Source organism: Variovorax sp. 01N429 (genome assembly GCF_056399425.1).
Map to the genome: position 1 here is coordinate 25,360 of NZ_JBFTRG010000011.1, position 24,968 is coordinate 50,327.

The following is a 24,968-nucleotide window of genomic DNA, read 5'->3' on the forward strand; positions in this document are numbered from 1 at the left end:
GTCTCCTTCATTGCGCTTCGTTGAATGTCACGGTTCGTCCGGAGGCAAGAGGAAGAAGGAGTCGCCGTCGCGTCAGGGCCCTTCGTCAGCCGATCCAGCCGATCCAGCCGGTTCGGTCGGCTCGGCAGGTTTTGCGTCGCCCGGATGCGCCCACTGCCACAGCAACTCGGCGGCTTCGTCCACCCCTTGCAGCTTCAATGCCGAGAACAGTTTGACCTCGCCGCCGCCGGCTTGCAGTCGCGTAATCGACAGCACCTTCGCTCCGTCGGAGCGCGTGAGCTTGTCGGCCTTGGTGAGCAGCACGAGGAACTTGAGCCCTTGCTCGACCCTCGGCCGGATGACCTCGAGCAGGATCTCGTCCAGTTCGGTGAGGCCGTGGCGTGGGTCGCACATCAGCACGACACCCCGCAGGTTCTCGCGCGTCATCAGATAGTTTCCCATGACGCGCTGCCACCGCAACTTGGCTTCCCTGGGCACTGCTGCGTAACCGTAGCCGGGGAGGTCGGCCAGCACTGCGTCGTCGACCTTCTGCTTGCCGACGCCGAAGAGATTGATGTGCTGCGTGCGGCCCGGCGTCTTGGATGCGAAGGCGAGCCGGGTCTGCTGGGTCAGCGTATTGATGGCAGTCGACTTGCCCGCGTTGGAGCGACCGACGAAGGCGATCTCCGGCAGGTCGAACATGGGTAGGTGCTCCAGCTGCGGAGCACTGGTGAGGAAGTGGGCGGTGTGCAGCCATCCGCGCGCGACACGAACGCGCTCGGCGGTTGCGGCGTCGACGGCGGGCGCCGTGCGGGAATAGGATGCGGCCGGCTTGCGCGGCGGGGTGGTCATCAATGAGCTTTCGTAGCGGGGCGCCATTGTAGAATCGCCGGGTTTTGCGCCATAAATCTAAGCCCCCGATATGAAGTTGTTTGCCCATTTTCTGCTTGCAGCCCTTCTGGGCGCCGCCGCCAATGTCAGCTTCGCGGCTGACGAGCCTGCCGACAAGGCGGCTGCCGAAGCACCCGCCAAAGCGGCCAAGCCGGATCCGGCCAAGGGGGACACCCTCTTCAATACGGCACCTCCGAACAGCCAGAGCTGTGCGTCGTGCCACAACGCCGACGGCAATTCGGCCATTGCGGGCAATCCCAAGCTGGCGCAACAGCATCCCGAATACATCTTCAAGCAGTTGCAGGACTTCAAGTCCGGCAAGCGCAAGAGCGCGATCATGAGGCCCATGGCCGAGCGCCTGTCTGAAGAGGACATGCGCAACATCGCCTGGTTCGTCGGATCCAAGAAGGTCAAGATCGGCTATTCGAAGGAAAAGGACCTCGTAGGCCTTGGCGAAAAAATCTTCCGCGGCGGCCTGGCCGATCGGCAGATTCCGGCCTGCGCCGGCTGCCACAGCCCAGACGGTGCCGGCATTCCCGCGCAATACCCGCGCCTGGGTGGCCAGCATGCCGAGTACACGGTGGCGCAGTTGACCATGTTCCGCGACGGCGGGCGCCTCAATTCGCCGCAGATGAAGGGCGTCACCGCCAAGCTCAGCGATCGCGAAATCAGGGCGGTGGCCGACTACATTGCCGGACTGCGTTGACCCCCTGCGGTTCATCGTGAACTAACCGCCAACAACAAACCCCAAACAGGGCGGGCCGATCCAGACAGGATGGCCCGCCTTTTTGCTTTTCAACGACTTGCTCTCCATGTCAGTTTCCACGCACGGGCTTCGAGTACGACACGGTCCCCAGGCGGTCCGTGCGGCGGTGGAGTTGTTTTCTTCGATGCGCTTTGCGATCGCCTTGCTGACGATCATCTGCACTGCATCCATCATCGGCACCGTGCTGAAGCAGCACGAGCCAATCGGCAACTATGTCAACCAGTTCGGACCTTTCTGGGCGGAGCTCTTTCACACGGCGAAGCTGGACACGATCTACAGCGCCTGGTGGTTCCTGCTCATCCTCACATTCCTGGTCATCAGCACGTCGCTGTGCATCGCGCGCAATACGCCGCGCATCTTTGCGGACCTCAAGACCTACAAGGAAGACATCCGGGCGCAAAGCCTCAAGGCATTCGGCCAGCGCGCCGAAACCGTGCTCGACGAAACGCCTGACGTCGCCGCCAATCGAATCGGGCAACTTCTGGTCAGCGGCGGTTGGAAGGTCAAGCTCCAGCAGCGCGAGGGCAAAGGCTGGATGGTCGCTGCGCGCGCGGGCGGCGCACACAAGCTCGGCTACATCGCCGCGCACAGCGCTATCGTGCTCGTGTGCATTGGCGGCTTGTTCGACGGCGACCTTGTCGTGCGCGCCCAGACCTGGTTCAACGGAAAGAGCGTCTACACGGGCGGCGGACTGATCTCCGACGTTGCACCGCAGCACCGGCTGTCGCCGAACAATCCGACCTTCAGGGGCAACATTCTGGTGCCGGAGGGCGGACAGTCGAGCGTGGCGATCCTGAATCAGGCAGACGGGGTGCTGCTCCAGGATCTGCCCTTTTCGATCGAGCTGAAGAAGTTCATCGTCGACTACTACTCGACCGGCATGCCCAAGCTGTTCGCGAGCGAGGTGGTGCTGCACGATCGCGAGACGGGCAAGGAGATTCCGGCGCGCATCGAGGTGAACCATCCGGCCAGCTACAAAGGCGTCGAGATCTATCAGTCGAGCTTTGACGATGGCGGGTCGACCGTGAAGCTCAAGGCCGTCCCCATGGGTGCGGCATCGAAGCCGTTCGAGATTGAAGGCACCATCGGGAGCAGCACCGAGATCACCAACGGCAGCGATCGGCTCACGCTCGAGTACACGGCTCTGCGCGTGATCAACGTCGAGAACTTCGGCGATAGCTCTGGCGAGATGACGAGCGGGGCGGACGTTCGCAAGGTCGATCTGCGCGGGGAACTCGAATCCCGCCTGGGCGCCGCCAACAAGACCAACAAACCGAAAACCTTGCGCAACATCGGCCCGAGCATTGGCTACAAGTTGCGCGACGCTGCCGGTCAAGCGCGCGAATACCAGAACTACATGGTCCCCGTCGACACCGGCGACGGCCACCCGGTCTTCCTGCTCGGCGTGCGTGATCGCCCTGAAGATCCCTTCCGTTATCTTCGCGTGCCCGCCGACGACAAGGGCTCAATGGACGGTTTCGTGCGCATGCGCGAGACGCTCGCGGACCCCAAGGGGCGAGCGCTCGCCATCGACCGCTACATCGAGCGGACCACCGATCCGAAACGTCCCGAGCTGGCGAACCAACTGCGCACGTCGGCCACGCGCGCGCTCGCGCTGTTCGCGGGCACGGAACGGGCCAAGGCCGATGCGGTGAGCACCGGCGGCTGGCAGGCCATTGCCGAATTCATGGAGGCGAACGTGCCCGAGGCCGAGCGCGAACGCGCGGGCGCGGTGCTGGTGCGCATCCTCAACGATGTGCTCTTTGAAGTGCTCAATGTGAGCCGGGAGAGGGCGAGTCTCGCTCCGCTGCCGCCTGACGAGAACTCGCAGGCATTTCTCACCCAGGCCGTCCTGGCGATCAGCGATGCGCACTTCTATCCCGCCCCGGTGGCGATGATGATGACGGACTTCAAGCAGGTGCAGGCCAGTGTCTTTCAGGTGGCTCGGGCGCCGGGCAAGAACATCGTCTATCTTGGATGCCTGTTGCTGATCATCGGCATTTTTGCGATGCTTTACGTCCGGGAGCGCAGACTGTGGGTCTGGCTGACGAAGGACGGCGTGACGAGACCCGGAACGTCCGCCACCATGGCTTTTTCGGTCAATCGCAAGACCATCGATAGCGATCGCGAATTCGAGCATCTGAAAGACAAGCTGCTCGCCATCAGGAAAGACACGGCGTCATGACTACCACCACCCTCACGCTCAACGACAGCTGGCTGTCGCGCCGAAACACCTTCGACTGGATCTTTGCGGCCCTGGTCGTGGCGGGCGGGCTCTTTGCCTTCTCGCGCTATGCCGGCTCGATGGACTATTACGAAAAGGTGATCCTGGTCGCGGCGATGGTCGCCGGTGTCTGGATCGGCTGGTTCTGGCGGCCCCTGCGGGTGCTCGCCATCGTGGTTGGGTGTGCGACGCTGCTGGCGATCACGTCTTACCAGGGTGATCTGGCGCGTGCCGATTCGGTCTTCTGGCTCAAGTACTTCCTGTCGAGCCAGTCGGCCATCCTGTGGATGAGCGTGCTCTTCTTCATGAGCACGCTGTTCTACTGGATCGGCTTCTTCGGTGGCAAGCAGGGTGACGCCATGGATCTCATCGGCTCGCGGCTGGCCTGGGCCGCTGTGACGATGGCGCTGATCGGCACGATGGTTCGCTGGTACGAGAGCCATCAGCTGGGCCCGGATATCGGCCATATCCCCGTCAGCAACCTGTACGAGGTATTCGTCTTGTTCTGCTGGCTGACGGCGAGCTTCTATCTCTACTTCGAGTCGCGATATCGCACGCGCGCGCTCGGCGCCTTCGTGATGCTGGTGGTGAGCGCCGCGGTGGGCTTTCTGCTTTGGTACACGCTGGTGCGCGATGCCCACGAGATCCAGCCATTGGTACCGGCCCTGCAGAGCTGGTGGATGAAGCTGCACGTGCCGGCCAATTTCATCGGCTACGGCACCTTCTCCCTTGCAGCCATGGTGGCCTTCGCCTATCTGATCAAGGAACAGGCGGATGAGACCCGCTGGTACAAGCTCACGCCTATCTGGCTGCTCGGGGTGGCGCTGTGCTTCGTGCCCGTGGCGTTCCGCCAGCGGGCGCAGGAGGCCGGCGGCAGCTACTGGGTCGGCTATGCCGTGATTTCGGCGCTGATCGCGGCAGGAATCCTGCTCGGCCGCCGCCGCATTGCTGCGCGCCTGCCCGCGAACGAGGTGCTGGACGACGTCATGTACAAGTCCATCACCGTCGGCTTTGCCTTCTTCACCATCGCGACCGTGCTCGGGGCGCTTTGGGCGGCCGACGCCTGGGGCGGCTACTGGAGCTGGGACCCGAAGGAGACTTGGGCGCTGATCGTTTGGCTCAACTATGCGGCCTGGTTGCACATGCGGCTCGTCAAGGGGTTGCGCGGCACTGTGGCCGCTTGGTGGGCCCTTGGCGGACTCGCAGTAACCACTTTCGCGTTCCTGGGCGTCAACATGTTCCTGAGCGGATTGCACAGCTACGGAACCCTGTAGAGCCGTGAATCGGCTTGCCGCGTAACCAGATCGTTGCCGGGAACGAACTCAGTCATGCATACCCATTCTGTCGAAAAGGCGTCCCATGTTGATTCGGTCTCGTGACAACGGCTTTATCCATCCGCATTCGAGCGAAATCACGCCCAAAGGCGTGTACGAAGGCAGGCGTGACACGCTGAAGTGGCTCGCCACCGGCGTAGCGGGCGCCGCGATGGCGTCGTGGGCATCCCGCGAGGCGCTCGCACAGGTCGCCGCACCCGGCAAGCTGGCGCCGCTTCCAAGTGTGAAGTCGACCGTTCCAGGTGCGCAGACCATGGAAAAGCTGACCGACTACAAGGACGTCACCAGCTACAACAATTACTACGAGTTCGGCACCGACAAGGAAGATCCGGTCAAGAACGCGGGCACGCTCAAGACCAAGCCTTGGACGGTGGAAGTCGAAGGCCTCGTCAAGAAGCCGGGCAAGTACGGAATCGAAGACCTGATCAAGCTCAGCGCCCAGGAAGAGCGCATCTACCGGCTGCGTTGCGTCGAAGGTTGGTCGATGGTCATTCCGTGGGTTGGCTACTCTCTGGCCGAGTTGATCAAGAAGGTCGAACCACAGGGCAACGCGAAGTACGTGGAGTTCGTGACGCTCGCTGATCCGAAGACCATGCCCTTTGTCGGCTCGCGCGTTCTCGACTGGCCCTACACCGAAGGCCTGCGCATGGACGAGGCCATGCATCCGCTCACCTTGCTGACTTTCGGCATGTATGGCGAGGTGCTGCCGAATCAGAACGGCGCCCCCGTGCGAATCGTGGTGCCCTGGAAGTACGGCTTCAAGAGCGGCAAATCGATCGTGAAGATCCGCTTCGTCGAAAAAGAGCCCGGCACCGCGTGGAACAAGGCCGCGGCGCAGGAGTACGGCTTCTACTCCAACGTCAATCCCAACGTCGATCACCCGCGCTGGAGCCAGGCGACCGAGCGCCGCATCGGAGACGGCGGCGGCCTGTTCGCCAAGCGGGCGAAGACGCAGATGTTCAACGGCTACGAGGCCCAGGTCGGTCAGTTGTACGCCGGCATGGATCTCAAGAAGTACTACTGAGCGAGCCTGTCGTGAACAAGCTCCTGATGCACCCGGCCGCGAAGCCGGCGGTGTTCGTCGCCTGTCTTCTGCCGTTCGCGTGGTTGTTCTACGGCGCGCTCACCGACGGGCTGGGCGCGAATCCGGCGGAGCACCTCATCCGCTCGACCGGTGACTGGACGCTTCGCTTCATCTGCATCGTGTTGGCCGTGACACCTTTGCGGGTGATCACCAAGACGAACGCGTTGGCGCGTTTTCGCCGGATGCTGGGGCTCTTTGCGTACTTCTATGTTGTTGTCCACCTGTTGAGCTACAGCTGGTTCGACATGGGTTTCGAAGTGCAGGACATCGCCAAGGACATCGCGAAGCGGCCGTTCATCCTGGTGGGTTTCACCGGTTTTGTGCTGCTGACGCCGCTCGCCGCGACATCGTTCAATAGGGCCATCAAGGCAATGGGCGCAAAGCGCTGGCAGGCGCTGCACAGGCTGGTCTATGTGATCGCCGGGCTTGGCTTGCTGCACTTCTTCTGGATGCGCGCGGGCAAGAACAACTTCTCTGAAGTGTTCGTCTACGCGGGGATCATTGCTGTTCTGCTGGGATGGCGGCTGTGGAACTTCGCCAGCAAGACAAAGCAGAAGCTGGCGCCCTCGGTCGCCCCCCGCGCGCAGCTGAGCAAGTAGGAGTTTTCGGCGGTCTGCGGCGGCGGACGCTCAGTCGCTGAAGCGTTCGCTTCGGAGTTGCTCTTCGACGCTTTCGCGGCGGCGGATCAGTTTCGCGGTTTGTCCGCTGACGAGGACCTCAGCCGCGCGGCCGCGTGTGTTGTAGTTGCTGGCCATTGCCATGCAATAGGCGCCGGCCGAGAGCACAGTCAACAGATCGCCGGCTTCGGTACGCAGGGCACGATCACGCCCGATCCAGTCGCCGCTTTCGCAAATCGGGCCCACCACGTCGTACAGCACGAAAGCACCGTCCTGCCGCTCCGCGACAGGAACGATCTGGTGGAAGGCTTGGTACATGGCCGGCCTCGGCAAATCGTTCATTGCCGCATCGACAATGCAGAAGTTCTTTTCTTCGCCGGGCTTTGTGTAGAGCACCTCCGTCACGCAGACGCCCGCGTTGCCCACCAGCGAACGGCCAGGTTCGACGATGAGCCGACGCCCGCCGAAGCCTCGCGCATCGAGACGGGCCAGCATCTGGCGCCAAAGCGTATCGGCACCGGGGGGTGTATCGCCGTTGTAATCGATGCCGAGCCCACCGCCGAAGTCGAGGTGGTGCAGCTTGATGCCGGTCTTTTCGATAGCCTCGACGAGGTCCAATACACGCTCGAGCGCTTCGAGGTAGGGGGATGTGTCGGTGATCTGCGAGCCGATATGGCAGTCGATGCCGACGACCTGCAATCCCTTGAGAGAAGCCGCGTGCTGATAAATTGCCACTGCCCGGTCGTGGGCGACGCCGAACTTGTTTCCCTTGAGGCCGGTGGAAATGTAGGGGTGCGTCTTCGGGTCGACGTTCGGGTTGATGCGCACACTGATGGAAGCGCGGCGCCCCTCTTCAACGGCGACTGCGTTGAGCACGTCGATTTCCGCTTCGCTTTCCACGTTGAAGCATGCGATGCCGGCGGCGAGCGCCTGGCGCATCTCGGCGCGCGTCTTTCCGACGCCGGAAAAGATCACCTTGGCGGGATCAGCGCCCGCTGCCAGCACGCGTGCCAGTTCGCCGCCGGAAACAATGTCGAAGCCGCAGCCGGCCTCCGCGAACACGCGCAGGACGCCGAGTGATGAATTTGCCTTGATTGCATAGCAGATCAGCGCGTCGCGACCTTCGAAACCGCGCTGGTAGGCCTCGAGCGCGTCCAGCATCCATTGCCTCGAATAGACGAAGAGAGGAGTGCCATGCTCCCGGGCGAGCGCGGAAAGCTTCTGTCCTTCAACATGCAATTCGCCGTCCCTGCGTGCAATGTGAGGATGGCCGGGGAGTCGTGCGACTTCGCTCACTTGGTATCTCCGTGCGGCGTTGCCGGTGCGTTCGGTGCAGTCGAGTCGTTCAGTGTGGACGGCGGCGGGGCGGCGTTCGTCGGAGGTGTTGGTTGTTCAGGCTGAGGGGCGGCCTTTGTCGCCGAGTCGGACTTTCCAATGCCCGGAAGCAATGCCTGCGGCAGCGTGGCACGCTCCTTCGCAGCGGGATCCGTAGGCAGGTAGAGCGAACCCTTCTGGCCGCAGCCCGTCAAGGCGACCCCAACGAGCGTGAGGCCGACGGCGCTCACTAGAATTTGGCGAACATTCAACATGGCGAAATTGTAATGACCGACCCCGAGTACATGGACCGCGCAGAAGCAGCGCTCGCAGCGATCGAGCGAGCTTGCGATCGCATCAACGATTCGACCGATGCAGACATCGACAACCAGCGCGTCGGCGGGATGATCACGATCACGTTTCGCAATGGAAGCCAGTTGATCATCAACCTGCAGAAACCCTTGCAGGAAATCTGGCTGGCCGCGCGTTCTGGCGGTTATCACTACCGCCATGACGGCAGCGCCTGGGTGGACACCAAGACGCGCGAGGAATTCTTCGAGAATCTCTCGCGCGAAGCGACCCTCCAGGCCGGTCAACCTCTGAGGTTCTCCGCCGACTGACGACCCATCATTCGCCCGGCTCGTTCGATTCGGCCGGTTCGACAGGTCAGTTGCGGAACAGGTCGAGGATCTTGCTGCGTTCTTCCGGCGCCGGCGTCGGGCTGATCGGTGCTCCGCTGATTGCTTCCACCGGCTGCGTCGGGCCGCTTTCGACACCCAGCGTCGCAACGCCCCGGCCCGGTGCGTAGTCGTCGTAGTACCACTCGCCGCCCACGTTGACGACACCGGCAGGCGCGGGTACTTCAGCGACTGGAACGCCCTTGATGGCGGTCTCCATGTAGTTGATCCAGATCGGCAGACTCAGGCCGCCGCCGGTTTCGCGATCGCCGAGCTTGCGTGGCGTGTCATAGCCCATCCACGCGATGGCAGCCATTGTTGGCTGGAATCCCGCAAACCACGCATCGAGCGAATCGTTGGTGGTCCCGGTCTTGCCGTAAATGTCCGTCCGCTTGAGCGTGGCCTGCGCCTTGGCCGCCGTGCCGCCGCTCGCCACTGATTGCAGCAGGCTGTCCATGATGTAGGCATTGCGCTGCGGGATCGCTCGCATCGATTCGTTGAGCAAGGGCGGCTGCTTGTCCACCAAGACTTTGTCCTTGTGGTCGGTCACGCGCGTCACGAGATAAGGATTGACGCGATATCCGCCGTTCGCGAACACGGAATAGGCGGTCGCCATCTGCATCGGCGTGACCGAACCGGCACCAAGGGCCATTGGCAGGTAGGCCGGGTGCTTTTCTCGCTCGAAGCCGAAGTTGGTGATCCAGTCCTGTGCGTAACGCGTTCCGATCGATTGCAGGATCCGGATCGACACCATGTTCTTCGACTTCATCAACGCGCGACGCAAGGGCATGGGCCCTTCGAAAGCGCCGTCGTAGTTCTTCGGCTCCCAGGGCTGGCCACCGGTCGTGCCGGCGTCGAAGAACAAGGGCGCGTCGTTGATCACCGTGCTGGGCGTGAAGCCCTTTTCCAGCGCCGCCGAATAGATGAATGGCTTGAAGCTCGAGCCGGGTTGCCGCCAAGCCTGAGTGACGTGATTGAACTTGTTCTTGTCGAAATCGAAGCCCCCGATCATTGCCTTCACGGCCCCGTCGCGCGGGTCCATTGCGACGAAAGCGCCCTCGACCTCGGGCAATTGGGTGATTTCCCATGATCCCTTCGGCGTCTTGACCACGCGGATCACTGCGCCGCGGCGAACCCTGATGTTGGGCGGTGCTTTTTCTGAGAGGCCGGATTGCGCGGGCCTCAGGCCGTCACCCACGATCTGCAAGGTGTCGCCGTTGCTGCGAACCGCGGTGATTTCCTTGGCGTTGGCCTTGAGCACGACCGCCGACATCACATCGCCGTTGTCGGGATGTTCGGCCAGCGCATCGTCCACGGCTTCGTCGAGTTCTTTCGGGTCGTTCGGAAGATCGACGAACTTTTCAGGCCCGCGGTAGATCTGGCGGCGCTCGTAGTCCATGATGCCCTTGCGAAGCGCGCGGTACGCCGCTGCCTGATCGTCCGCCACCAGCGTGGTGTAGACCTTCAGGCCGCGCGTGTAGGTGCTGTCGCCGTATTGCGCATACATCAGCTGCCGAACCGTTTCGGCGACGTATTCGGCATGCAGGCGCGTGGGGTCGGCGGCGTCGCGCAGGTGAAGGTCTTCCTTCTTGGCTTCGGCCGCCTGTTCGGCGGTGATGAAGCCCGCTTCCTGCATGCGGTCGATCACATAGAGCTGCCGGCCGCGTGCGCGCGTCGGATTGTTGACGGGATTGTTCGCGCCCGGCGCCTTCGGGAGGCCCGCCAGCATCGCCGCCTGCGCAATGGTGATGTCCTGCAGGGGCTTGCCGAAATACGCTTCCGACGCAGCCGCAAAACCATAGGCCCGATTGCCCAGATAGATCTGGTTCAGGTAGATCTCGAGGATCTGGTCCTTCGTGAGCAGGTGCTCCAGCTTGAATGTCAGCAAGACCTCATAGATCTTGCGGGTGAGGGTTTTCTCGGAACTCAGGTAGACGTTTCGAGCGACCTGCATGGTGATGGTCGACGCCCCTTGGCTCTTGACGCGATTCATGTTCGCGAGTCCGGCCCGCAGCATGCCTTTGTAGTCGACGCCGCCATGGTCGTAGAAGCGCGCGTCCTCGGCTGCGAGGACGGCATCCTTCATGACCTTGGGAACGGTGGCGATTGGCGTCAGATTTCGGCGCTCTTCGCCGAATTCGCCGATCAGGATGCCTTCGGACGAAAAAACCCGCAGGGGAAGCTTCGGACGGTAATCAGCCAGCTCGGAGATGTCCGGAAGGTTCGGATAAGCGACGGCCAACGCGACGGCAATGACGCAAATGACGGCGATCGCGCCCGCGGCAGCGAGGCCCAGGCACCACAATATGATTCGGATCAACCATTTCAGCCAGGCCGGTCGTTTGGGGGCAGGAGCAGGGGCTTTTGCGGCGCCCTTGGGTCGGGAAGTTTCTGGCATTGAGGCTGTTTGAGTCTTTGAGCATTATAAAAACGCGCTTGATGGAGGCGGAGAGTTCGTATCAGTTAGGACCCAAGTACTCCTATTTGTGACGTAAGTTGCAGATGGGAACTGTTGCGTCGACTTTTGACAACGATTGGTGATGCCGTGAGGGGTTCGTCTCTTGGTTGGCGTACTACCTGCTGCTAGCATGCAACCACACGCAAATTTTTCCAATCGTTACAAACGGACGGATCGAACTTGACAGACTTGGGATCGTTGTTTCGCCGCCAGCCCGCGCCATTGCTCGGGCTGGACGTCAGCTCGTCCAGCGTCAAGCTGGTCGAACTGGGCCGTGACGCGAGCGGCAAGTTGGTGCTGGAGCGATGCGCCATAGAGCCGCTCGAGCGCGGATGGATCACCGACGGCAACGTGGAAAAATTCGATGAGGTGGCGGAGGCCGTGCGGCGCGTCGTGCGCAAAAGCGGCACGCGCACCAAAAACGTCGCGCTTGCTTTGCCGCCGTCTGCGGTAATTACCAAAAAAATAGTCTTGCCGGGTGGAATGAGCGAGCAGGAACTCGAAATTCAAGTCGAGTCCGAGGCAAATCAATACATTCCTTTTTCCTTGGACGAGGTGAGTCTTGATTTCTGCGTCATTGGCCAGAGCGCGAGTTCGGCGGGGGACGTCGAGGTATTGATTGCCGCATCGCGCAAGGAAAAAGTGCAGGATCGCCAGGGCTTGGCTGAAGCGTCGGGCCTCAAGGCGGTGATTCTGGATGTCGAATCCTACGCATCGCGTTTGGCGACTGCGCGCCTCATCGAGCAACTTCCCGGTCAAGGTCGTGACGCCGTCGTCGCATTGTTCGAAGTAGGTGCCTTCACGACCAGCATGCAGGTCCTGCGCAACCAGGAAGTGCTGTATGACCGGGACCAGGCATTCGGCGGCGCTCAGCTCACCCAGCTCATCGTTCGCCAATACGGCTTTTCCGCAGAAGAAGCCGAAGCCAAGAAGCGAAGCGGCGATCTGCCCGAAGATTACGGCTCGGGCGTGCTCAAGCCCTTCGTCGCCAGCATCGCCCAGGAAATTGCCCGGGCGCTGCAATTCTTCTTCACGAGCACACCGCACAACCGCGTCGACTACGTGCTGTTGGCCGGCGGCTCGGCATCGCTCCCCGGCCTGACCAGCGCGGTCACGCGCCAGACTTCGTTCGCTTGTTCGCTCGTCAATCCTTTCGACGGAATGGAAATTGGCAGCGGGATCCGGGAAAAGAAGGTGCGCCGTGAAGCGCCCTCGTACCTGACATCGTGCGGCTTGGCGATGCGGAGGTTCCTGCAGTGATCCTCATCAACCTGCTCCCTCACAGGGAAGCTGCGCGCAAGCGTCGTCGAGAGACTTTTTACGCGACGCTGGGGCTTGCCGCCATTTTGGGCGCGGTGCTCGCCGGCGGGACTTACCTCTGGTACCAGGCCCAGATATCAGGCCAGCAGGCCAAGAACAGCCTGCTGCAAACCTCCATCACCAAGCTCGAAACCGAAATCAAGGAAATTTCGACCCTGCAAGCTGAAATCGCAGCACTGCGCGCGCGGCAGCAGGCGGTCGAAGATCTGCAGGGCGATCGAAATATGCCGGTGCACTTGCTCAACGAGCTTGTGAGGCAACTTCCTGACGGCGTGTACCTGACGAGCATGAAGCAGGACAACCAGACGGTGACCCTGCAAGGCATGGCGCAGTCCAACGAGCGCGTGTCCGAGTTGCTGCGCAATCTTGGCAACAACAGTCCATGGCTCGTCAAGCCGGAACTGATCGAGATCACATCGGGCAGTGTCAGCCTGAGCCCGCGCGACCAGCGACGCGTAGCGAACTTCACGATGCGCATCGGCCTCAAGCGGCCCACCGATGCGCAGAAGCCCGCGGCCGGCAAGCCCGCGGCCGGCAAGCCTGCGGCACCAGCAACAACAGCAGCACCAGCAGCCAAGGGTTAGGCGTTCATCATGGCAACTAAACGCTCTTCCCAAAAGTTCGACGTGGGCGCCGCAGTGCAGCGCCTGGGTCGGCAATTCCAGGGACTGAATCCGAACGATCCTTCGGTATGGCCGCCTGTGCCTCGCTATGCGCTGTGTGTGGCCGTCGCCGCAGCCGTGTTGGCAGCTCTTTGGTTTGTCTGGCTGACCAATTCGAACGACGAGCTCGAAGCGGCGCGTGCAAAGGAAGTCACTCTCCGTGCCGACTACCAGAAGAAGGTCGCGCAAGCGGCCAACCTCGAACTGCTCAAGAAGCAGCGCGAACAGGTCCAGCAATACGTCACGCTGCTTGAAAAGCAATTGCCGAGCAAGGCTGAAATGGATGCCCTGCTTTCCGACATCAATCAGGCGGGGCTTGGCCGCAGCCTTCAGTTCGAACTGTTCCGGCCCGGGCAGATTTCGGTGAAGGACTACTACGCCGAACTGCCGATCGCTGTGCGCGTGACCGGTCGCTACCACGACATGGGTGCATTCGCGGCCGACGTCGCGAACCTCTCGCGCATCGTGACCCTGAACAATCTTTCCGTGACTCCGCAAAAAGACGGGGCCCTTGTCATGGATGCCACTGCGCGGACCTACCGCTATCTGGATGAGGAAGAGCAAAACATGCAGAAGCGTGCGGCGGCGGGGGCAAAGAAGAAATGAGAACGCTCGGTTTTCTGGGTCTCTGTGTCGCCGCGGCGGTCCTGAGCGGCTGCATGGGGTCCGAACAAGAGGATCTGCAGCGCTGGATGGACGAGCAGCGCGCGCAGGTCAAGCCGACCGTGCCTCCGATCACGGAGCCCAAGAAGTTCACTCCGCAAGCCTATACGGAAGGCAGCGCCGTCGAACCGTTCGACATGCAGAAGCTGACGCAGGCGCTGCGTCGCGACTCCAGCCAGCCCAGCACCTCCGCACTCATCGCTCCGGAATTGACCCGCCGCAAGGAAGCGCTGGAAGCATTCCCGCTCGATTCGATGTCGATGGTGGGAAGCCTGAATCGCAATGGCCAACCGGTCGCGTTGATCAGTGTCGACAAGTTGCTCTATCAGGTCCGGGTCGGCAACTACCTCGGACTCAATTACGGGCGCATCACCCATATCAGTGAAACCGAACTCGGCTTGCGTGAAATCGTGCAGGACGCCGCCGGTGAATGGATCGAACGCGTGGCGACGCTGCAGTTGCAAGAGAGGACGAAATGAACCAAGAAAAATCAATGCTTGCGCAGTGGCTGCGCGCTGCCGGCGCGGCCGTGCTGGCCCTCAGTGCCGCTGCCGTCGTCCATGCCCAGAACGCGATCGAGTCGGTCACGAGTTCGATGCAGTCCGGTTCGGAGGTCGTCCGGATCGACTTCACGCAACCGCTGGCTGCGCCGCCGACTGGCTTTGCCATCCAATCGCCGGCACGCGTCGCGCTCGATTTTCCGGGCGTCACCAATGCCATCGGACGCTCGGCCGTCGAAGTGAACCAGGGCAACCTGAAGTCCGTCAATGTGGTTCAGGCTGGCGAACGCACGCGTCTGGTCCTTAACCTGAAGCAGGCGACGGCGTACAAGACCGAAATCCAGGGCAAGTCGCTCCTGGTGTCGCTCGAGCCCGTCGCTGGCGCGGCCCTGGCGACCACCATGGCGCAGTCGACCTTTGCGGAAAACCGCAACCGCGACATGCTGCCTCTTCGCGACGTCGATTTCCGGCTCGGATCCGATGGCACCGGTCGCGTGATCGTCGATCTTGCCAACAACCAGGTTGGCGTGGACATCCGCCAGCAAGGCAAGAACCTCGTCGTCGAGTTCACGAAGTCGACCCTGCCGGAAGGCTTGCGTCGCCGGCTCGACGTTTCCGATTTCGGAACGCCCGTTCAGTTGGTGACGACGCAGCAAGTCGGCGATCGCGTGCGCATGACCATCGAGCCCAAGGGCGAGTGGGAGCACAGCGCCTATCAAAGCGAAAACCAGTTCGTGGTTGAAGTTCGTCCACGCAAGGTCGACCCGACCAAGCTGACGCAGGGTGTTGGCTACAGCGGCGAGAAGCTGTCCTTGAACTTCCAAAACATCGAAGTGCGATCGCTTCTCCAGGTGATTGCCGACTTCACGAACTTCAACATCGTGACGTCAGATTCGGTCACCGGTGCGCTGACGCTTCGCCTGAAGGATGTTCCATGGGATCAGGCGCTGGACATCATCCTGCAGGCCAAGAACCTCGGCATGCGCAAGAACGGCAGCGTCCTCTGGATCGCTCCGAAGGATGAGATCAACGCCAAGGAAAAGCTCCAGTTCGAGGCCGAGAACGCCATTCAGAACCTGGAGCCGCTGCGCACGCAGTCCTTCCAACTCAATTACACCAAGGCAGTTCAGATTGCGCAGGGCCTGACCGGCACCGGTTCGGGCAGCGGTGGTGGCGGCGGTACGGCGACGCGAATCCTGAGCCCTCGGGGCAGCGTGCTCGCCGAAGCACGGACGAACCAGATCTTCGTCTCCGACATCCCCTCGCGCCTGGCGCAAGTGGCCGAACTGATCCAGAAACTCGATGTGCCTGTGCGTCAGGTGCTGATCGAAGCGCGCATCGTCGAGGCGACAGACACGTTCGGCAAGTCGCTGGGCGTCAAGCTCGGCGGCGGCATCATCAACACCAACGGCACAGTTGGAGCCAACCCCATCGTCACGCCGAATCCGGTCGTGAATGGCGTGTTCCAGAACCAGCCGACCGCAACAACGGTTTTCACGAATTCCAATTTCGTGAACCTGCCTTCGACGGGTGTTGCAGGCAACGGAAATGCGGCTGGAACCTTCGCGATTTCGCTGTTCAATTCGAGCTTGTCGAGAATTCTGAATCTGGAAATCTCCGCACTTGAAGCTGACGGAAAGGGCAAGGTCGTGTCGAGCCCACGTGTCGTGACGGCCGATCAAACCAAGGCTTTGATCGAACAGGGTACGGAACTCCCGTACCAGGTCGCGACATCCAGCGGTGCCACTTCCATCGCTTTCCGCAAGGCCAACCTGAAGCTCGAGGTGACGCCGCAAATCACCCCTGAAGGCAACATCATCCTGACGCTCGACGTCAACAAGGACACCGTCGGCCAAAACACGACGGCTGGATTTGCCATCAACACCAAGCACGTGCAAACCGAGGTGCTCGTTGAAAACGGCGGCACCGTGGTGATCGGCGGTATTTTTGAATTGACGGAAGCGACCGATGAATCGCGCATCCCGGTCCTCGGCGAAGTGCCTTACGTCGGAGCGCTTTTCCGTACGCGAAATCGCACGGCGAACAAGACTGAATTGCTGGTCTTTATTTCGCCGAAGATGATCACCGACCGCAATGCGGCTCGTTGAGTAACTAGTAGTTCTATGAGAAAGATGGCAATGGGGTACAAGAAATTTGTTGGGCTGCTGGCTATTGCGGGTGCTCTTGCTGCGTGTGGAGGAGGAGGAAGCCCTGGACTTCCGCCACTTACTTCTGGTAGTGGGACAGGGACCGGAACTGGCACAGGAACAGGCACCGGGTCGGGGTCGGGGTCGACTGCTGCTGCCGCTACGATCTCAGCGTCCATCGTGGACGCTTCGGATGTGCCGGTTGCCTCAAGTTCGATCAACTCGTCGTCGACATACGTAAAAGCCGTCCTAAAAACGGCAACGGGCGCAGTCGTTCCCAACAAACTGGTCACCTTCTCAACAGACGCGACCGTCGCGACCATTCTTCAGGCAACTGTGTTGAGTGACGCGAGTGGCGTCGCAAGGGCAAAGATTGCTCCGACCAGCGCTTCGGCTGCTGCGGCCGGAACGGTCACGGTTGCGGCGACGATTGAGGGGACAACGCCGACCACGGCAACAGTGGATTACCAGACGTCCACGGCGAATGTCGCGCTCAGCCAGTTCTCTACCACTCCCACCAGCATTACCGCATTGCAAACAGCGGCAGTGTCAGTGAAGGGTCTCGTCAATGGCGTCGCCGCAACGTCTGGCCAGGTGAATGTTAGCTTTGCCGCATCGTGCGGCACCTTCAGCCCGCCGTCGGCCGCTACAGGAAGTAATGGCGTGGTGTCTACTGTCTACCAATCACTGGGGACATGCAGTGGGCCAGTCACACTTACCGCGCAAGCAGCCGGCTCTGCCGCGGTCTCCACGACCATTAATGTCGTGCCGGCGCAAGCTGCAAATCTCTTGTTCCAGAGTGCGAGCCCGCAAACCATCTTCACCTCCAGAGCAGCCAGTGGCGCCAAGCAGGCCATCCTCAAGTTCAAAGTGGTTGATGCAGGCGGGAACGCGATGGCATCCCAAAGCGTATTGCTCACGCTGTCGCAATCTGCGGTGGCTGCTGGCGTGACATTTGCGGATGGGACGTCCAATCCTCAAAATGTCAGCACGGATGCGAGCGGGCTGGCTGCGGTCACCATTTCAGCCGGTGCCTTGCCTACACCCGTCGTTGTGACAGCGACACTTCCATCAAACGCCTCACTGCCACCCGCTTCATCGCTCACCTTGGCCGTGACCGCAGGCGTTCCGACTCAAAGCGCCGCTTCGTTGAGCGTTACCAAGTTGAGCCTGGAGGCCGCCAATGTCGATGGGGTGACGACAGACGTCACATTCCGCGTCGCCGACCGCCAAGGCAATCCAGTGCCTGAAGGTACCGCTGTAACGTTCGTCGCTTCCAACGGTCAAGTAGGTGGGAGCTGCACCTTGAACCAAGCCTCAGCTTGCACTGTGACCTATACGAGTCAAGGAACTCGGCCTGCCAATGGCCGTGCAACCATTCTGGCCTATCTGGACGGAGAAGAAAGCTTTGTCGACACGAATGGCAACAACAGCTACGACGCTGGCGAGGCATTCACGGACATGGGCACCGTCTATCGCGATGACAACGAAGACGGCAGCTATGTCTCTACCGAACAGCAGTATCCGGGCGGAATGACGGGTGCAGCTGCTTGTGCGACTGTCGATCTTGGTGCGCCATCTATCGCGAACACCTGCGATGGCATCTGGAGCTCCAATATCCGGGTGCGGCGCCAGCTGACGATCGCACTAGCCACTGGCGAGGCCCACATCTCACAGGCTGGCAGGACGCCCACCGCTCTGACGATCACTGTTTCGGATCTGAACGGAAATTCGATGCCCACCGGCAGTACCGTATCCGCAGTGGTGGCTACAACCGGAACGGCTTGCACCATCGTCGCTACGAGTCCGAGTACAGTTCCAAATTCGTCAGGTGCCAGCCAGCATACGATTACGCTCAACGGGGACCCCAGTTGCAGCACCGCCAGCATAGCTATCACAGTAAAGTCACCAGCCGGAATCGTGACGACCAAATCCCTCTGATCTGCCTTGTCGGTCTTCCGGGGGCCGGTAAATCGGCCGTCGGTCGCCGCTTGAGCCAGCGACTTGACGTACCGTTCATTGATACTGACCACGTAATCGAGCAGCGTATCGGCTGCTCGATTCGTGATTTCTTCGACCGCGAAGGCGAGGACCGCTTTCGAGACGTCGAAGAGACAGTGATAGGAGAGTTGGTAGCCTCATCCAAAGGCGTGCTGTCGACAGGGGGTGGTTCAGTACTGCGACAGTCCAACCGCGATCGGCTGCGGGCGGATTCTCACGTCATCTATCTGCGTTCTGCGCCCGAGGATCTCTTTCGTCGACTTCGGCACGATGTGAAGCGCCCTCTGCTGCAAGTCGCCGATCCTCTGGGTCGCTTGCGAGAGCTGTACAACGCGCGTGACCCGCTCTACCGCGAAACCGCTCACGATGTGGTCGAGACGGGAAGGCCCACAGTGGCCATGCTGGTGAACATCATCGTGATGCAGCTTGAACTGGCCGGCGTCGTCCTAGTTCCCCCTGAAGCGGATCTCCCGGATTGAACGTACGGGACAGCGCATGGACCTAAACTCGGGGCCATGCGATTGTCCGTCCCCCCCGAATGCGTTGAGATCCACCTGGGCGAGCGCAGCTACCCCATATTCATCGGCAACGAGCTGCTCAAAGACCCGCACAGTTTTGCGGCCCTGCCCGCAGCCGCAACGGCCCTCATCGTCACCAACACCACGGTCGCCCCCATCTATGCGGCGAAGCTGCGCGCAGCACTAGCCGGCCGCTATCCCTCCGTCCACGTCCTCGAACTCCCCGACGGCGAGGCGCACAAAAACTGGCAGACCCTCAACCTGATCTTCGATGCATTGCTGTCCCACGGGAGCGACCGCAAGACAGTGTTGTTCGCGCTCGGCGGTGGCGTGGTGGGCGACATGACAGGCTTTGCCGCCGCGAGCTACATGCGCGGCGTCCCGTTCGTCCAGGTACCGACCACTCTGCTCGCCCAGGTCGACTCGTCGGTTGGCGGCAAGACCGCTATCAATCATCCGAGGGGCAAGAACATGATCGGCGCGTTCTACCAGCCGCGGCTCGTGTTGTGCGACTTGGCAACGCTCGCGACTTTGCCGGCCCGCGAACTCAGCGCCGGGCTGGCGGAAGTCATCAAGTACGGCCCGATCTATGACATGGAGTTCATGTCGTGGATTGAAGCGAACATCGACGCTCTGGTGGCGCGCGAACCCGCTGCACTGGCGCTCGCCGTCAAGCGGAGCTGCGAGATCAAAGCGGCAGTCGTCGGCCAGGACGAGCGGGAGACCGGTCTTCGCGCGATCCTGAACTTCGGCCACACCTTCGGGCATGCCATCGAATCCGGCCTGGGGTATGGAGAGTGGCTGCACGGCGAAGCCGTCGGCTGCGGGATGGTGATGGCCGCGCACCTGTCGCAGCGCCTTGGCGGCGTCGACGCCGCTTTTGTGCGGCGGTTGACGGCACTGATCCAGAAGGCCGGCCTTCCGGTGGTCGCGCCGGCGCTTGGCGCAGATCGCTATCTGGAACTGATGCGCATCGACAAGAAGTCCGAGGCCGGCGAGATTCGCTTCGTCGTGATCGACAAGCCGGGATCGGCTGTGATGCGCAGCGCCCCCGATGCGATGGTGCGAGAGGTGATCGCGCATTGCAGCGCACACTGAGCGGCACCGCCGCAGCCGAAGTGAGCCTCGCTCCTTACGCAAGCCATGCCGCGCACTCGCGCGGGCGCAGGTATGCCGAAGCGCCCGCACCGACGCGGGACGCGTTCCAGCGCGACCGCGACCGCATCGTGCATTCGACGGCATTCCGGCGGCTGGTCTACAAGACCCAGGTGTTCCTCAACCACGAAGGGGATCTGTTCCGGACGCGGCTGACTCATTCGATCGAGGTGGCTCAACTTGCGCGATCGATTGCCCGCGCGCTTCGACTCAATGAGGATCTGGTCGAAGCCATCGCGCTGGCGCACGATCTGGGGCACACGCCATTCGGCCATGCGGGGCAGGATGCGCTCGATGCATGCATGCAGCATCACGGCGGTTTCGAGCACAACCTGCAGAGCCTTCGCGTGGTGGACGAACTGGAGCATCGATATCCGCAGTACGACGGCCTGAATCTCAGCTTCGAAACCCGTGAAGGCATTCTCAAGCACTGCTCGCGTGCCAACGCCGAGCGGATCGAGGCTCAGGAACCCGGCGGCGTCGCGCGACGTTTTTGCGATCGCACGCAGCCGAGCCTCGAGGCGCAGCTTTGCAATCTCGCGGACGAGATCGCCTACAACGCTCACGACATCGATGACGGCGTGAGGTCGGGCCTGATCGGCATCGAGCGGCTGAGCGAAGTCGCGCTCTTCGACCGGTACCGCCGCGAAACTTTGGACGAATATCCGGAGCTGCAAGGCAGGCGAGTCCTCTACGAAACCATCCGGCGCATGCTCAGCGATCAGGTCTACGACGTCATCGATGCGACGACGGCGGCCCTGGAATCGACCGCGCCTTCGGATGCCGACGCGGCGCGCAAGGCGCCGCCCTTGGTGTTGTTCAGCAAAGCGATGCGACTGGAGTCCATCGAACTCAAGCGTTTTTTGTATCGCAATCTCTATCGGCATCCTCGCGTGATGCAAACGGCCAATCAGGCGCAGGACGTCGTCCGATCGCTCTTCGCTGCCTATGTCAACGATGCCGCCCTGATGCCCGAAGCCTATGCCGTGCGCGACGACCGGTACCGCGCGGTGGCGGACTATATTGCCGGCATGACCGATCGATTTGCGATCCGCGAATACGAGCGCCTCACTGGGCAGCGGTGGACCGAATGACGACGCCTGGCCGAGCCGGAACACGCATACCCGCCGCCGCACTGGCCGTGATTGCCGCGGGCGTCGCCGCCGCGTTGCACCTCGGCAAGCTTCCGCCGGCAGTCCCGGCTCTGCAACTCGACCTCGGCATCGGTTTGGTCGAAGCCGGGTTCCTGCTTTCGCTCGTGCAGGTCGCCGGCATGACGCTCGGCCTTTTCGTCGGCCTGGCGGCGGATGCCATCGGGCTCCGGCGGAGCATGCTGACCGGACTGATCGTCGTCACCCTCGCCAGTTTGCTGGGCGGCGCGGTCGGAGTCTGGGCTGGTGACAAGTCGCAGGCGCTGCCGTTGTTGTTTGCGCTTCGGGCGATCGAGGGATTCGGCTTTCTGCTCGCGGCAATGCCTGGGCCCGGGCTGATCCGGGCATTGGCGCCCGCCAGCGCCGAAAAGGCTGCGATGGGTTTGTGGGGCGCCTACATGCCCATCGGCGTGGCGCTGGCGCTGCTTGTCGGGCCGGCGCTGATCTCGCGCGTTGGCTGGCAGGGCTGGTGGTGGACGCTATCGTGCGTCTCCGCGGCCGCGGCCATCTGGGTGGCGCTGGTGGTTCCTCGCGACAGCGCCCGACGAGCGGCGGCGGGCGCATCGACAGAGCCCTGGACGGCGCGATTGCGTGTCACGGCGGGCGCCAGCGGGCCGTGGACGCTCGCGCTGGCTTTCGCGGTGTACTCGTCGCAATGGATGGCCGTGATCGGTTTTTTGCCGGCCATCTATGTCGAAGCAGGCGTTCCGGCGACATGGACTGCGGCGTTGACGGCGCTTGCCGCCGCAATGAACATCGTCGGCAATGTGACGGGTGGGCGGCTGCTGCAGCGCGGGGTGGCGCCTGATCGATTGCTGCGGTGGGGCTTCGTCGTGATGGCGCTCGGAAGTGTTGCGGCGTTCGCGCAAATCGGCGGCTCGCACGACGCGCTCGGCCTTCCTCCCGCGCTGCGCTACCTGGCGGTTTGCATGTTCTCGCTCGGCGGGGGCGTGGTGCCGGCGACGTTGTTCATGCTCGGCGTGCGGCTCGCTCCGGGGCCATCGACGGTGTCGACAACGATCGGGCTGATGCAGCAGGCGTCGTCGCTGGGCCAGTTCATTGCGCCGCCAGTCGTCGCGTGGATCGCGCACCGCGCGGGCGGGTGGCAATGGACCTGGGTGGTCACATTGACTTGCTCGCTGGCCGGCCTTGCATTCGCCGCCAGGCTTTCGCCGGCAGTTCCGCGTACGGAAGCGGCATGAGATGAGCGCTCCCAAGGTCGTGTCACCTTTGCAGGCCGAGGCGGATACGCGCCGATGGCTCGAGCGCGCCGTGATCGGGCTCAACCTGTGCCCGTTTGCCAAGGCGGTGCATGTCAGGGGCCAGATCCACTATTCGGTCTATCTGCCCGACAGCGATTCCGAGCTCATCGACGCGCTGCTTGTCGAAGCCGAAGCGCTTTCCGCCATGACCGCCGCCGAGCGCGACACCACACTCTTGATTGCACCGAATACCTTGGCAGATTTTCTCGATTTCAATGACTTCACCGCCCGCGCCGAGCGGCGGCTGGCGCGCGAAGGCTATGGTGGCGAATTCCAGTTGGCCAGTTTCCATCCGCAGTTTCAGTTCGCCGGCACCGCTGCGGACGACATCACCAACTCGACCAACCGCGCGCCGTACCCGACCTTGCACCTCCTGCGCGAAGACAGCGTAAGCCGCGCGGTCGAAGCTTTTCCTGACGCAGAAGCGATCTTTGGCCGCAACATCGAGACGCTGGAAACGCTGGGCGCCGAGGGATGGCGCGCGTTGGACGTCGGCCCGGGAGGGGCAGCGCGATGAACAAGACAGCAAAAACCTCCAAGGCTGAAGCCGGCGTGTTGAGCGAGCTGCGCCCGGGGCAATCGGTGGAGCTTTTGAAGGAACTGCACATCCTCACGCGCGAAGGCCGGCTCAATCAGGATTCGAGGCGCAAGCTCAAGCAGGTCTATCACCTCTTCCAATTCATCGAAAAGCTGCTGCGTGAACTGCCCGCGGAAGGCGCGCAAGCCACGCTGGCCGATCACGGCGCGGGCAAGTCGTACCTCGGATTCATCATCTACGACTTGTTCTTTCGTGCGCGAGAGGGCGGTCACGTCTACGGCATCGAAACTCGGGCGGATCTCGTCGACAAATCACGCGCGCTCGCCGAGCGGCTGCAATTCAGTCGCATGTCGTTTCTCAACCTGACGGTGGCGGAATCTGCGGCATCTGCCGCCTTGCCGCCCCGCATCGACGTCGTGACCGCGCTGCACGCTTGCGACACGGCCACCGACGACGCGATCGCTTTCGGACTCGCGAAAGAGGCGCGCTTCATGGTGCTGGTGCCTTGCTGCCAGGCGGAGATTGCTGCGTGTCTGCGCCAGACGAAGGCGCTGGCGTTGTCGCGTACGCCACTGGCCGAGTTGTGGCGTCATCCGCTGCACACGCGCGAGATTGGCAGCCAACTCACCAACGTGTTGCGCTGCCTATACCTCGAAGCCAATGGGTACCAGGTCACCGTCACCGAACTGGTGGGGTGGGAACACAGCATGAAGAACGAGCTGATCATCGCGCGGCACACGGGGCAACGAAAGGCCAGTGCGGCGGCGCGCTTGCGGGACCTGCTGGGCGAGTTCGGTCTCGAGTCGCTGATGGAGACACGCTTCAGGCTTTCCTGAGTCGTTCATCCTCCATATTCGCGCCATGGCAAGACTGCCCCGCCTCACGCTGGCCGACCAGCCGCATCACATCATCCAGCGTGGCAACAATCGACAAGTCGTCTTCGTCGATCGGGCGGACCACGAAATGTTTTTGGCCCTCGCCGGGGAGAACGCCATCGCTTCGGGCGTCGCCCTTCATGCCTACGTGCTGATGGACAACCATTTCCATCTCCTGGCGACGCCATCGACCGCCGAAGCGCTGCCGCAATGGATGCAGGCGATCGGCAGGCGCTACGTTCGGTATTTCAACGACAGGCACGGCCGCTCTGGCACCTTGTGGGAAGGGCGCTACAAGTCGACCTTGATCCAGACGGATCGCTATCTGCTGGCATGCATGGCGTACATGGACCTGAACCCGGTGCGCGCCGGCATCGTCGAGGACGCGCGAGACTATCCGTGGTCAAGTTACGGCCACTATGCGGGCCTGCGCCACGACAAGCTGGTCACGCCGCATTCGCTCTATTGGGCGCTGGGGAACACGCCGTTCGCTCGAGAAGCGGCGTATGCCGAATTGGTGCGCAGAGGCGTTTCGAGTGTCGATCAGGCAATGCTGACGGACGCCACACTCCATGGTTGGGCGGTCGGCGACGGCGGTTTTCTGGAGTCGTTACAAAAAACGACAGGCCGTCGGACGCACAAAGGCCGTCCGGGGCGTCCGCGGGCGACGCGCGGACATTGATGGACCGGCTGCAGGCTGTGCCAGCCGGTGATCGAGTGCTATGCTTTTTGATGTGTCCCCGATTAATAAAAAAACGGAACCGTCGCCGGTAAATATTGATCTGACCCCCTTTAAACTGTTTGGCATTATTTGTGCAAAGCAATATGCTCC

The 24,968-nt window shown here is 62.0% G+C and carries 23 protein-coding genes; 19 read left to right on the forward strand and 4 right to left on the reverse strand.

All coding sequences use genetic code 11. The features are described from left to right. Positions 1-72: 72 nt before the first annotated feature. Positions 73-831, reverse strand: a complete 759-nt coding sequence (gene yihA / locus AC1DSF_RS19650) for a ribosome biogenesis GTP-binding protein YihA/YsxC (protein ID WP_478183290.1) — start codon at positions 829-831, stop codon at positions 73-75. A 70-nt stretch (positions 832-901) separates the two neighbouring features. Between yihA and AC1DSF_RS19655 the strand changes: the two genes are divergently transcribed. From AC1DSF_RS19655 to AC1DSF_RS19675, 5 genes are all read left to right on the forward strand, one after another. After that, a complete protein-coding gene (locus AC1DSF_RS19655; protein ID WP_478125443.1) occupies positions 902-1,576 on the forward strand; it encodes a c-type cytochrome in 675 nt (224 codons plus the stop codon). A gap of 106 nt (positions 1,577-1,682) precedes the next feature. After that, positions 1,683-3,821 carry a cytochrome c biogenesis protein ResB gene (locus tag AC1DSF_RS19660; RefSeq protein ID WP_478145315.1) on the forward strand — a complete coding sequence of 713 codons (2,139 nt, stop codon included), beginning with the start codon at positions 1,683-1,685 and terminating at the stop codon, positions 3,819-3,821. After that, positions 3,818-5,134 (forward strand): c-type cytochrome biogenesis protein CcsB, encoded by a 1,317-nt coding sequence (gene ccsB / locus AC1DSF_RS19665; protein ID WP_478125445.1) that lies wholly within the window; start codon positions 3,818-3,820, stop codon positions 5,132-5,134. The genes AC1DSF_RS19660 and ccsB overlap by 4 nt, the downstream gene beginning before the upstream one ends. Before the next feature lie 85 nt (positions 5,135-5,219). Further along, positions 5,220-6,218, forward strand: coding sequence for a protein-methionine-sulfoxide reductase catalytic subunit MsrP (gene msrP, locus AC1DSF_RS19670; protein ID WP_478125446.1), 999 nt, complete (start codon positions 5,220-5,222; stop codon positions 6,216-6,218). An 11-nt stretch (positions 6,219-6,229) separates the two neighbouring features. After that, positions 6,230-6,877 carry a protein-methionine-sulfoxide reductase heme-binding subunit MsrQ gene (locus AC1DSF_RS19675; protein ID WP_478183291.1) on the forward strand — a complete coding sequence of 216 codons (648 nt, stop codon included), beginning with the start codon at positions 6,230-6,232 and terminating at the stop codon, positions 6,875-6,877. 30 nt (positions 6,878-6,907) lie between these two features. Here AC1DSF_RS19675 and lysA read toward each other — a convergent pair whose 3' ends face one another. Together lysA and lptM are read right to left on the reverse strand one after the other, a co-directional pair. Further along, complete coding sequence (gene lysA / locus AC1DSF_RS19680; RefSeq protein WP_478183292.1) at positions 6,908-8,191, reverse strand: diaminopimelate decarboxylase; 1,284 nt, start codon at positions 8,189-8,191, stop codon at positions 6,908-6,910. Then, positions 8,188-8,484 (reverse strand): LPS translocon maturation chaperone LptM, encoded by a 297-nt coding sequence (gene lptM, locus AC1DSF_RS19685; RefSeq protein ID WP_478145318.1) that lies wholly within the window; start codon positions 8,482-8,484, stop codon positions 8,188-8,190. Before lptM ends, lysA begins: the two co-directional genes overlap by 4 nt. A gap of 12 nt (positions 8,485-8,496) precedes the next feature. Between lptM and cyaY the strand changes: the two genes are divergently transcribed. Next, a complete protein-coding gene (cyaY, locus tag AC1DSF_RS19690; protein WP_478183293.1) occupies positions 8,497-8,829 on the forward strand; it encodes an iron donor protein CyaY in 333 nt (110 codons plus the stop codon). A gap of 46 nt (positions 8,830-8,875) precedes the next feature. Here cyaY and AC1DSF_RS19695 read toward each other — a convergent pair whose 3' ends face one another. Further along, positions 8,876-11,284, reverse strand: coding sequence for a penicillin-binding protein 1A (locus tag AC1DSF_RS19695; RefSeq protein WP_478125451.1), 2,409 nt, complete (start codon positions 11,282-11,284; stop codon positions 8,876-8,878). Between the two features lie 240 nt (positions 11,285-11,524). Between AC1DSF_RS19695 and AC1DSF_RS19700 the strand changes: the two genes are divergently transcribed. The 13 genes from AC1DSF_RS19700 to AC1DSF_RS19760 all read left to right on the forward strand — a co-directional run bounded on the left by AC1DSF_RS19700 (position 11,525) and on the right by AC1DSF_RS19760 (position 24,818). Further along, positions 11,525-12,604 (forward strand): pilus assembly protein PilM, encoded by a 1,080-nt coding sequence (locus AC1DSF_RS19700; RefSeq protein ID WP_478098530.1) that lies wholly within the window; start codon positions 11,525-11,527, stop codon positions 12,602-12,604. After that, the gene (locus AC1DSF_RS19705) at positions 12,601-13,248 is read left to right on the forward strand and encodes a PilN domain-containing protein (protein WP_478183294.1); all 648 of its coding nucleotides are present in this window, start codon (positions 12,601-12,603) and stop codon (positions 13,246-13,248) included. Before AC1DSF_RS19700 ends, AC1DSF_RS19705 begins: the two co-directional genes overlap by 4 nt. 9 nt (positions 13,249-13,257) lie before the next feature. After that, positions 13,258-13,932, forward strand: coding sequence for a type IV pilus inner membrane component PilO (locus AC1DSF_RS19710; RefSeq protein WP_478125453.1), 675 nt, complete (start codon positions 13,258-13,260; stop codon positions 13,930-13,932). Beyond that, positions 13,929-14,468 (forward strand): pilus assembly protein PilP, encoded by a 540-nt coding sequence (locus tag AC1DSF_RS19715; RefSeq protein WP_478125454.1) that lies wholly within the window; start codon positions 13,929-13,931, stop codon positions 14,466-14,468. The genes AC1DSF_RS19710 and AC1DSF_RS19715 overlap by 4 nt, the downstream gene beginning before the upstream one ends. After that, positions 14,465-16,597, forward strand: coding sequence for a type IV pilus secretin PilQ (locus AC1DSF_RS19720; RefSeq protein ID WP_478125455.1), 2,133 nt, complete (start codon positions 14,465-14,467; stop codon positions 16,595-16,597). The genes AC1DSF_RS19715 and AC1DSF_RS19720 overlap by 4 nt, the downstream gene beginning before the upstream one ends. A 219-nt stretch (positions 16,598-16,816) precedes the next feature. Next, positions 16,817-18,577 carry a hypothetical protein gene (locus AC1DSF_RS19725; RefSeq protein WP_478183295.1) on the forward strand — a complete coding sequence of 587 codons (1,761 nt, stop codon included), beginning with the start codon at positions 16,817-16,819 and terminating at the stop codon, positions 18,575-18,577. Next, a complete protein-coding gene (locus tag AC1DSF_RS19730; protein WP_478183333.1) occupies positions 18,574-19,116 on the forward strand; it encodes a shikimate kinase in 543 nt (180 codons plus the stop codon). The genes AC1DSF_RS19725 and AC1DSF_RS19730 overlap by 4 nt, the downstream gene beginning before the upstream one ends. Before the next feature lie 36 nt (positions 19,117-19,152). Continuing rightward, positions 19,153-20,253 carry a 3-dehydroquinate synthase gene (aroB, locus tag AC1DSF_RS19735; protein WP_478183296.1) on the forward strand — a complete coding sequence of 367 codons (1,101 nt, stop codon included), beginning with the start codon at positions 19,153-19,155 and terminating at the stop codon, positions 20,251-20,253. Between the two features lie 20 nt (positions 20,254-20,273). Then, on the forward strand, positions 20,274-21,404 hold the full coding sequence (locus AC1DSF_RS19740; protein WP_478183334.1) for a deoxyguanosinetriphosphate triphosphohydrolase: 1,131 nt from the start codon (positions 20,274-20,276) through the stop codon (positions 21,402-21,404). Beyond that, positions 21,401-22,663, forward strand: a complete 1,263-nt coding sequence (locus tag AC1DSF_RS19745; protein WP_478183297.1) for an MFS transporter — start codon at positions 21,401-21,403, stop codon at positions 22,661-22,663. Before AC1DSF_RS19740 ends, AC1DSF_RS19745 begins: the two co-directional genes overlap by 4 nt. Before the next feature lies 1 nt (position 22,664). Then, positions 22,665-23,240 carry a DUF1415 domain-containing protein gene (locus tag AC1DSF_RS19750; RefSeq protein ID WP_478183298.1) on the forward strand — a complete coding sequence of 192 codons (576 nt, stop codon included), beginning with the start codon at positions 22,665-22,667 and terminating at the stop codon, positions 23,238-23,240. After that, on the forward strand, positions 23,237-24,097 hold the full coding sequence (locus AC1DSF_RS19755) for a class I SAM-dependent methyltransferase (RefSeq protein ID WP_478183299.1): 861 nt from the start codon (positions 23,237-23,239) through the stop codon (positions 24,095-24,097). The genes AC1DSF_RS19750 and AC1DSF_RS19755 overlap by 4 nt, the downstream gene beginning before the upstream one ends. 25 nt (positions 24,098-24,122) lie before the next feature. Continuing rightward, on the forward strand, positions 24,123-24,818 hold the full coding sequence (locus AC1DSF_RS19760; protein ID WP_478125462.1) for a transposase: 696 nt from the start codon (positions 24,123-24,125) through the stop codon (positions 24,816-24,818). Positions 24,819-24,968: the final 150 nt, after the last annotated feature.

Excerpts from the sequence above, each read along its gene's own strand:
- AC1DSF_RS19710 (WP_478125453.1), top strand. The coding sequence starts at position 13,258 with ATGGCAACTAAACGCTCTTCCCAAAAGTTCGACGTGGGCGCCGCAGTG.
- ccsB (WP_478125445.1), top strand. The coding sequence starts at position 3,818 with ATGACTACCACCACCCTCACGCTCAACGACAGCTGGCTGTCGCGCCGA.
- lptM (WP_478145318.1), bottom strand. The coding sequence starts at position 8,484 with ATGTTGAATGTTCGCCAAATTCTAGTGAGCGCCGTCGGCCTCACGCTC.
- AC1DSF_RS19715 (WP_478125454.1), top strand. The coding sequence starts at position 13,929 with ATGAGAACGCTCGGTTTTCTGGGTCTCTGTGTCGCCGCGGCGGTCCTG.
- AC1DSF_RS19750 (WP_478183298.1), top strand. The coding sequence starts at position 22,665 with ATGAGCGCTCCCAAGGTCGTGTCACCTTTGCAGGCCGAGGCGGATACG.
- AC1DSF_RS19655 (WP_478125443.1), top strand. The coding sequence starts at position 902 with ATGAAGTTGTTTGCCCATTTTCTGCTTGCAGCCCTTCTGGGCGCCGCC.
- aroB (WP_478183296.1), top strand. The coding sequence starts at position 19,153 with ATGCGATTGTCCGTCCCCCCCGAATGCGTTGAGATCCACCTGGGCGAG.
- AC1DSF_RS19755 (WP_478183299.1), top strand. The coding sequence starts at position 23,237 with ATGAACAAGACAGCAAAAACCTCCAAGGCTGAAGCCGGCGTGTTGAGC.
- AC1DSF_RS19660 (WP_478145315.1), top strand. The coding sequence starts at position 1,683 with ATGTCAGTTTCCACGCACGGGCTTCGAGTACGACACGGTCCCCAGGCG.
- AC1DSF_RS19760 (WP_478125462.1), top strand. The coding sequence starts at position 24,123 with ATGGCAAGACTGCCCCGCCTCACGCTGGCCGACCAGCCGCATCACATC.
- AC1DSF_RS19695 (WP_478125451.1), bottom strand. The coding sequence starts at position 11,284 with ATGCCAGAAACTTCCCGACCCAAGGGCGCCGCAAAAGCCCCTGCTCCT.
- cyaY (WP_478183293.1), top strand. The coding sequence starts at position 8,497 with ATGACCGACCCCGAGTACATGGACCGCGCAGAAGCAGCGCTCGCAGCG.
- yihA (WP_478183290.1), bottom strand. The coding sequence starts at position 831 with ATGACCACCCCGCCGCGCAAGCCGGCCGCATCCTATTCCCGCACGGCG.
- AC1DSF_RS19720 (WP_478125455.1), top strand. The coding sequence starts at position 14,465 with ATGAACCAAGAAAAATCAATGCTTGCGCAGTGGCTGCGCGCTGCCGGC.
- msrP (WP_478125446.1), top strand. The coding sequence starts at position 5,220 with ATGTTGATTCGGTCTCGTGACAACGGCTTTATCCATCCGCATTCGAGC.
- AC1DSF_RS19745 (WP_478183297.1), top strand. The coding sequence starts at position 21,401 with ATGACGACGCCTGGCCGAGCCGGAACACGCATACCCGCCGCCGCACTG.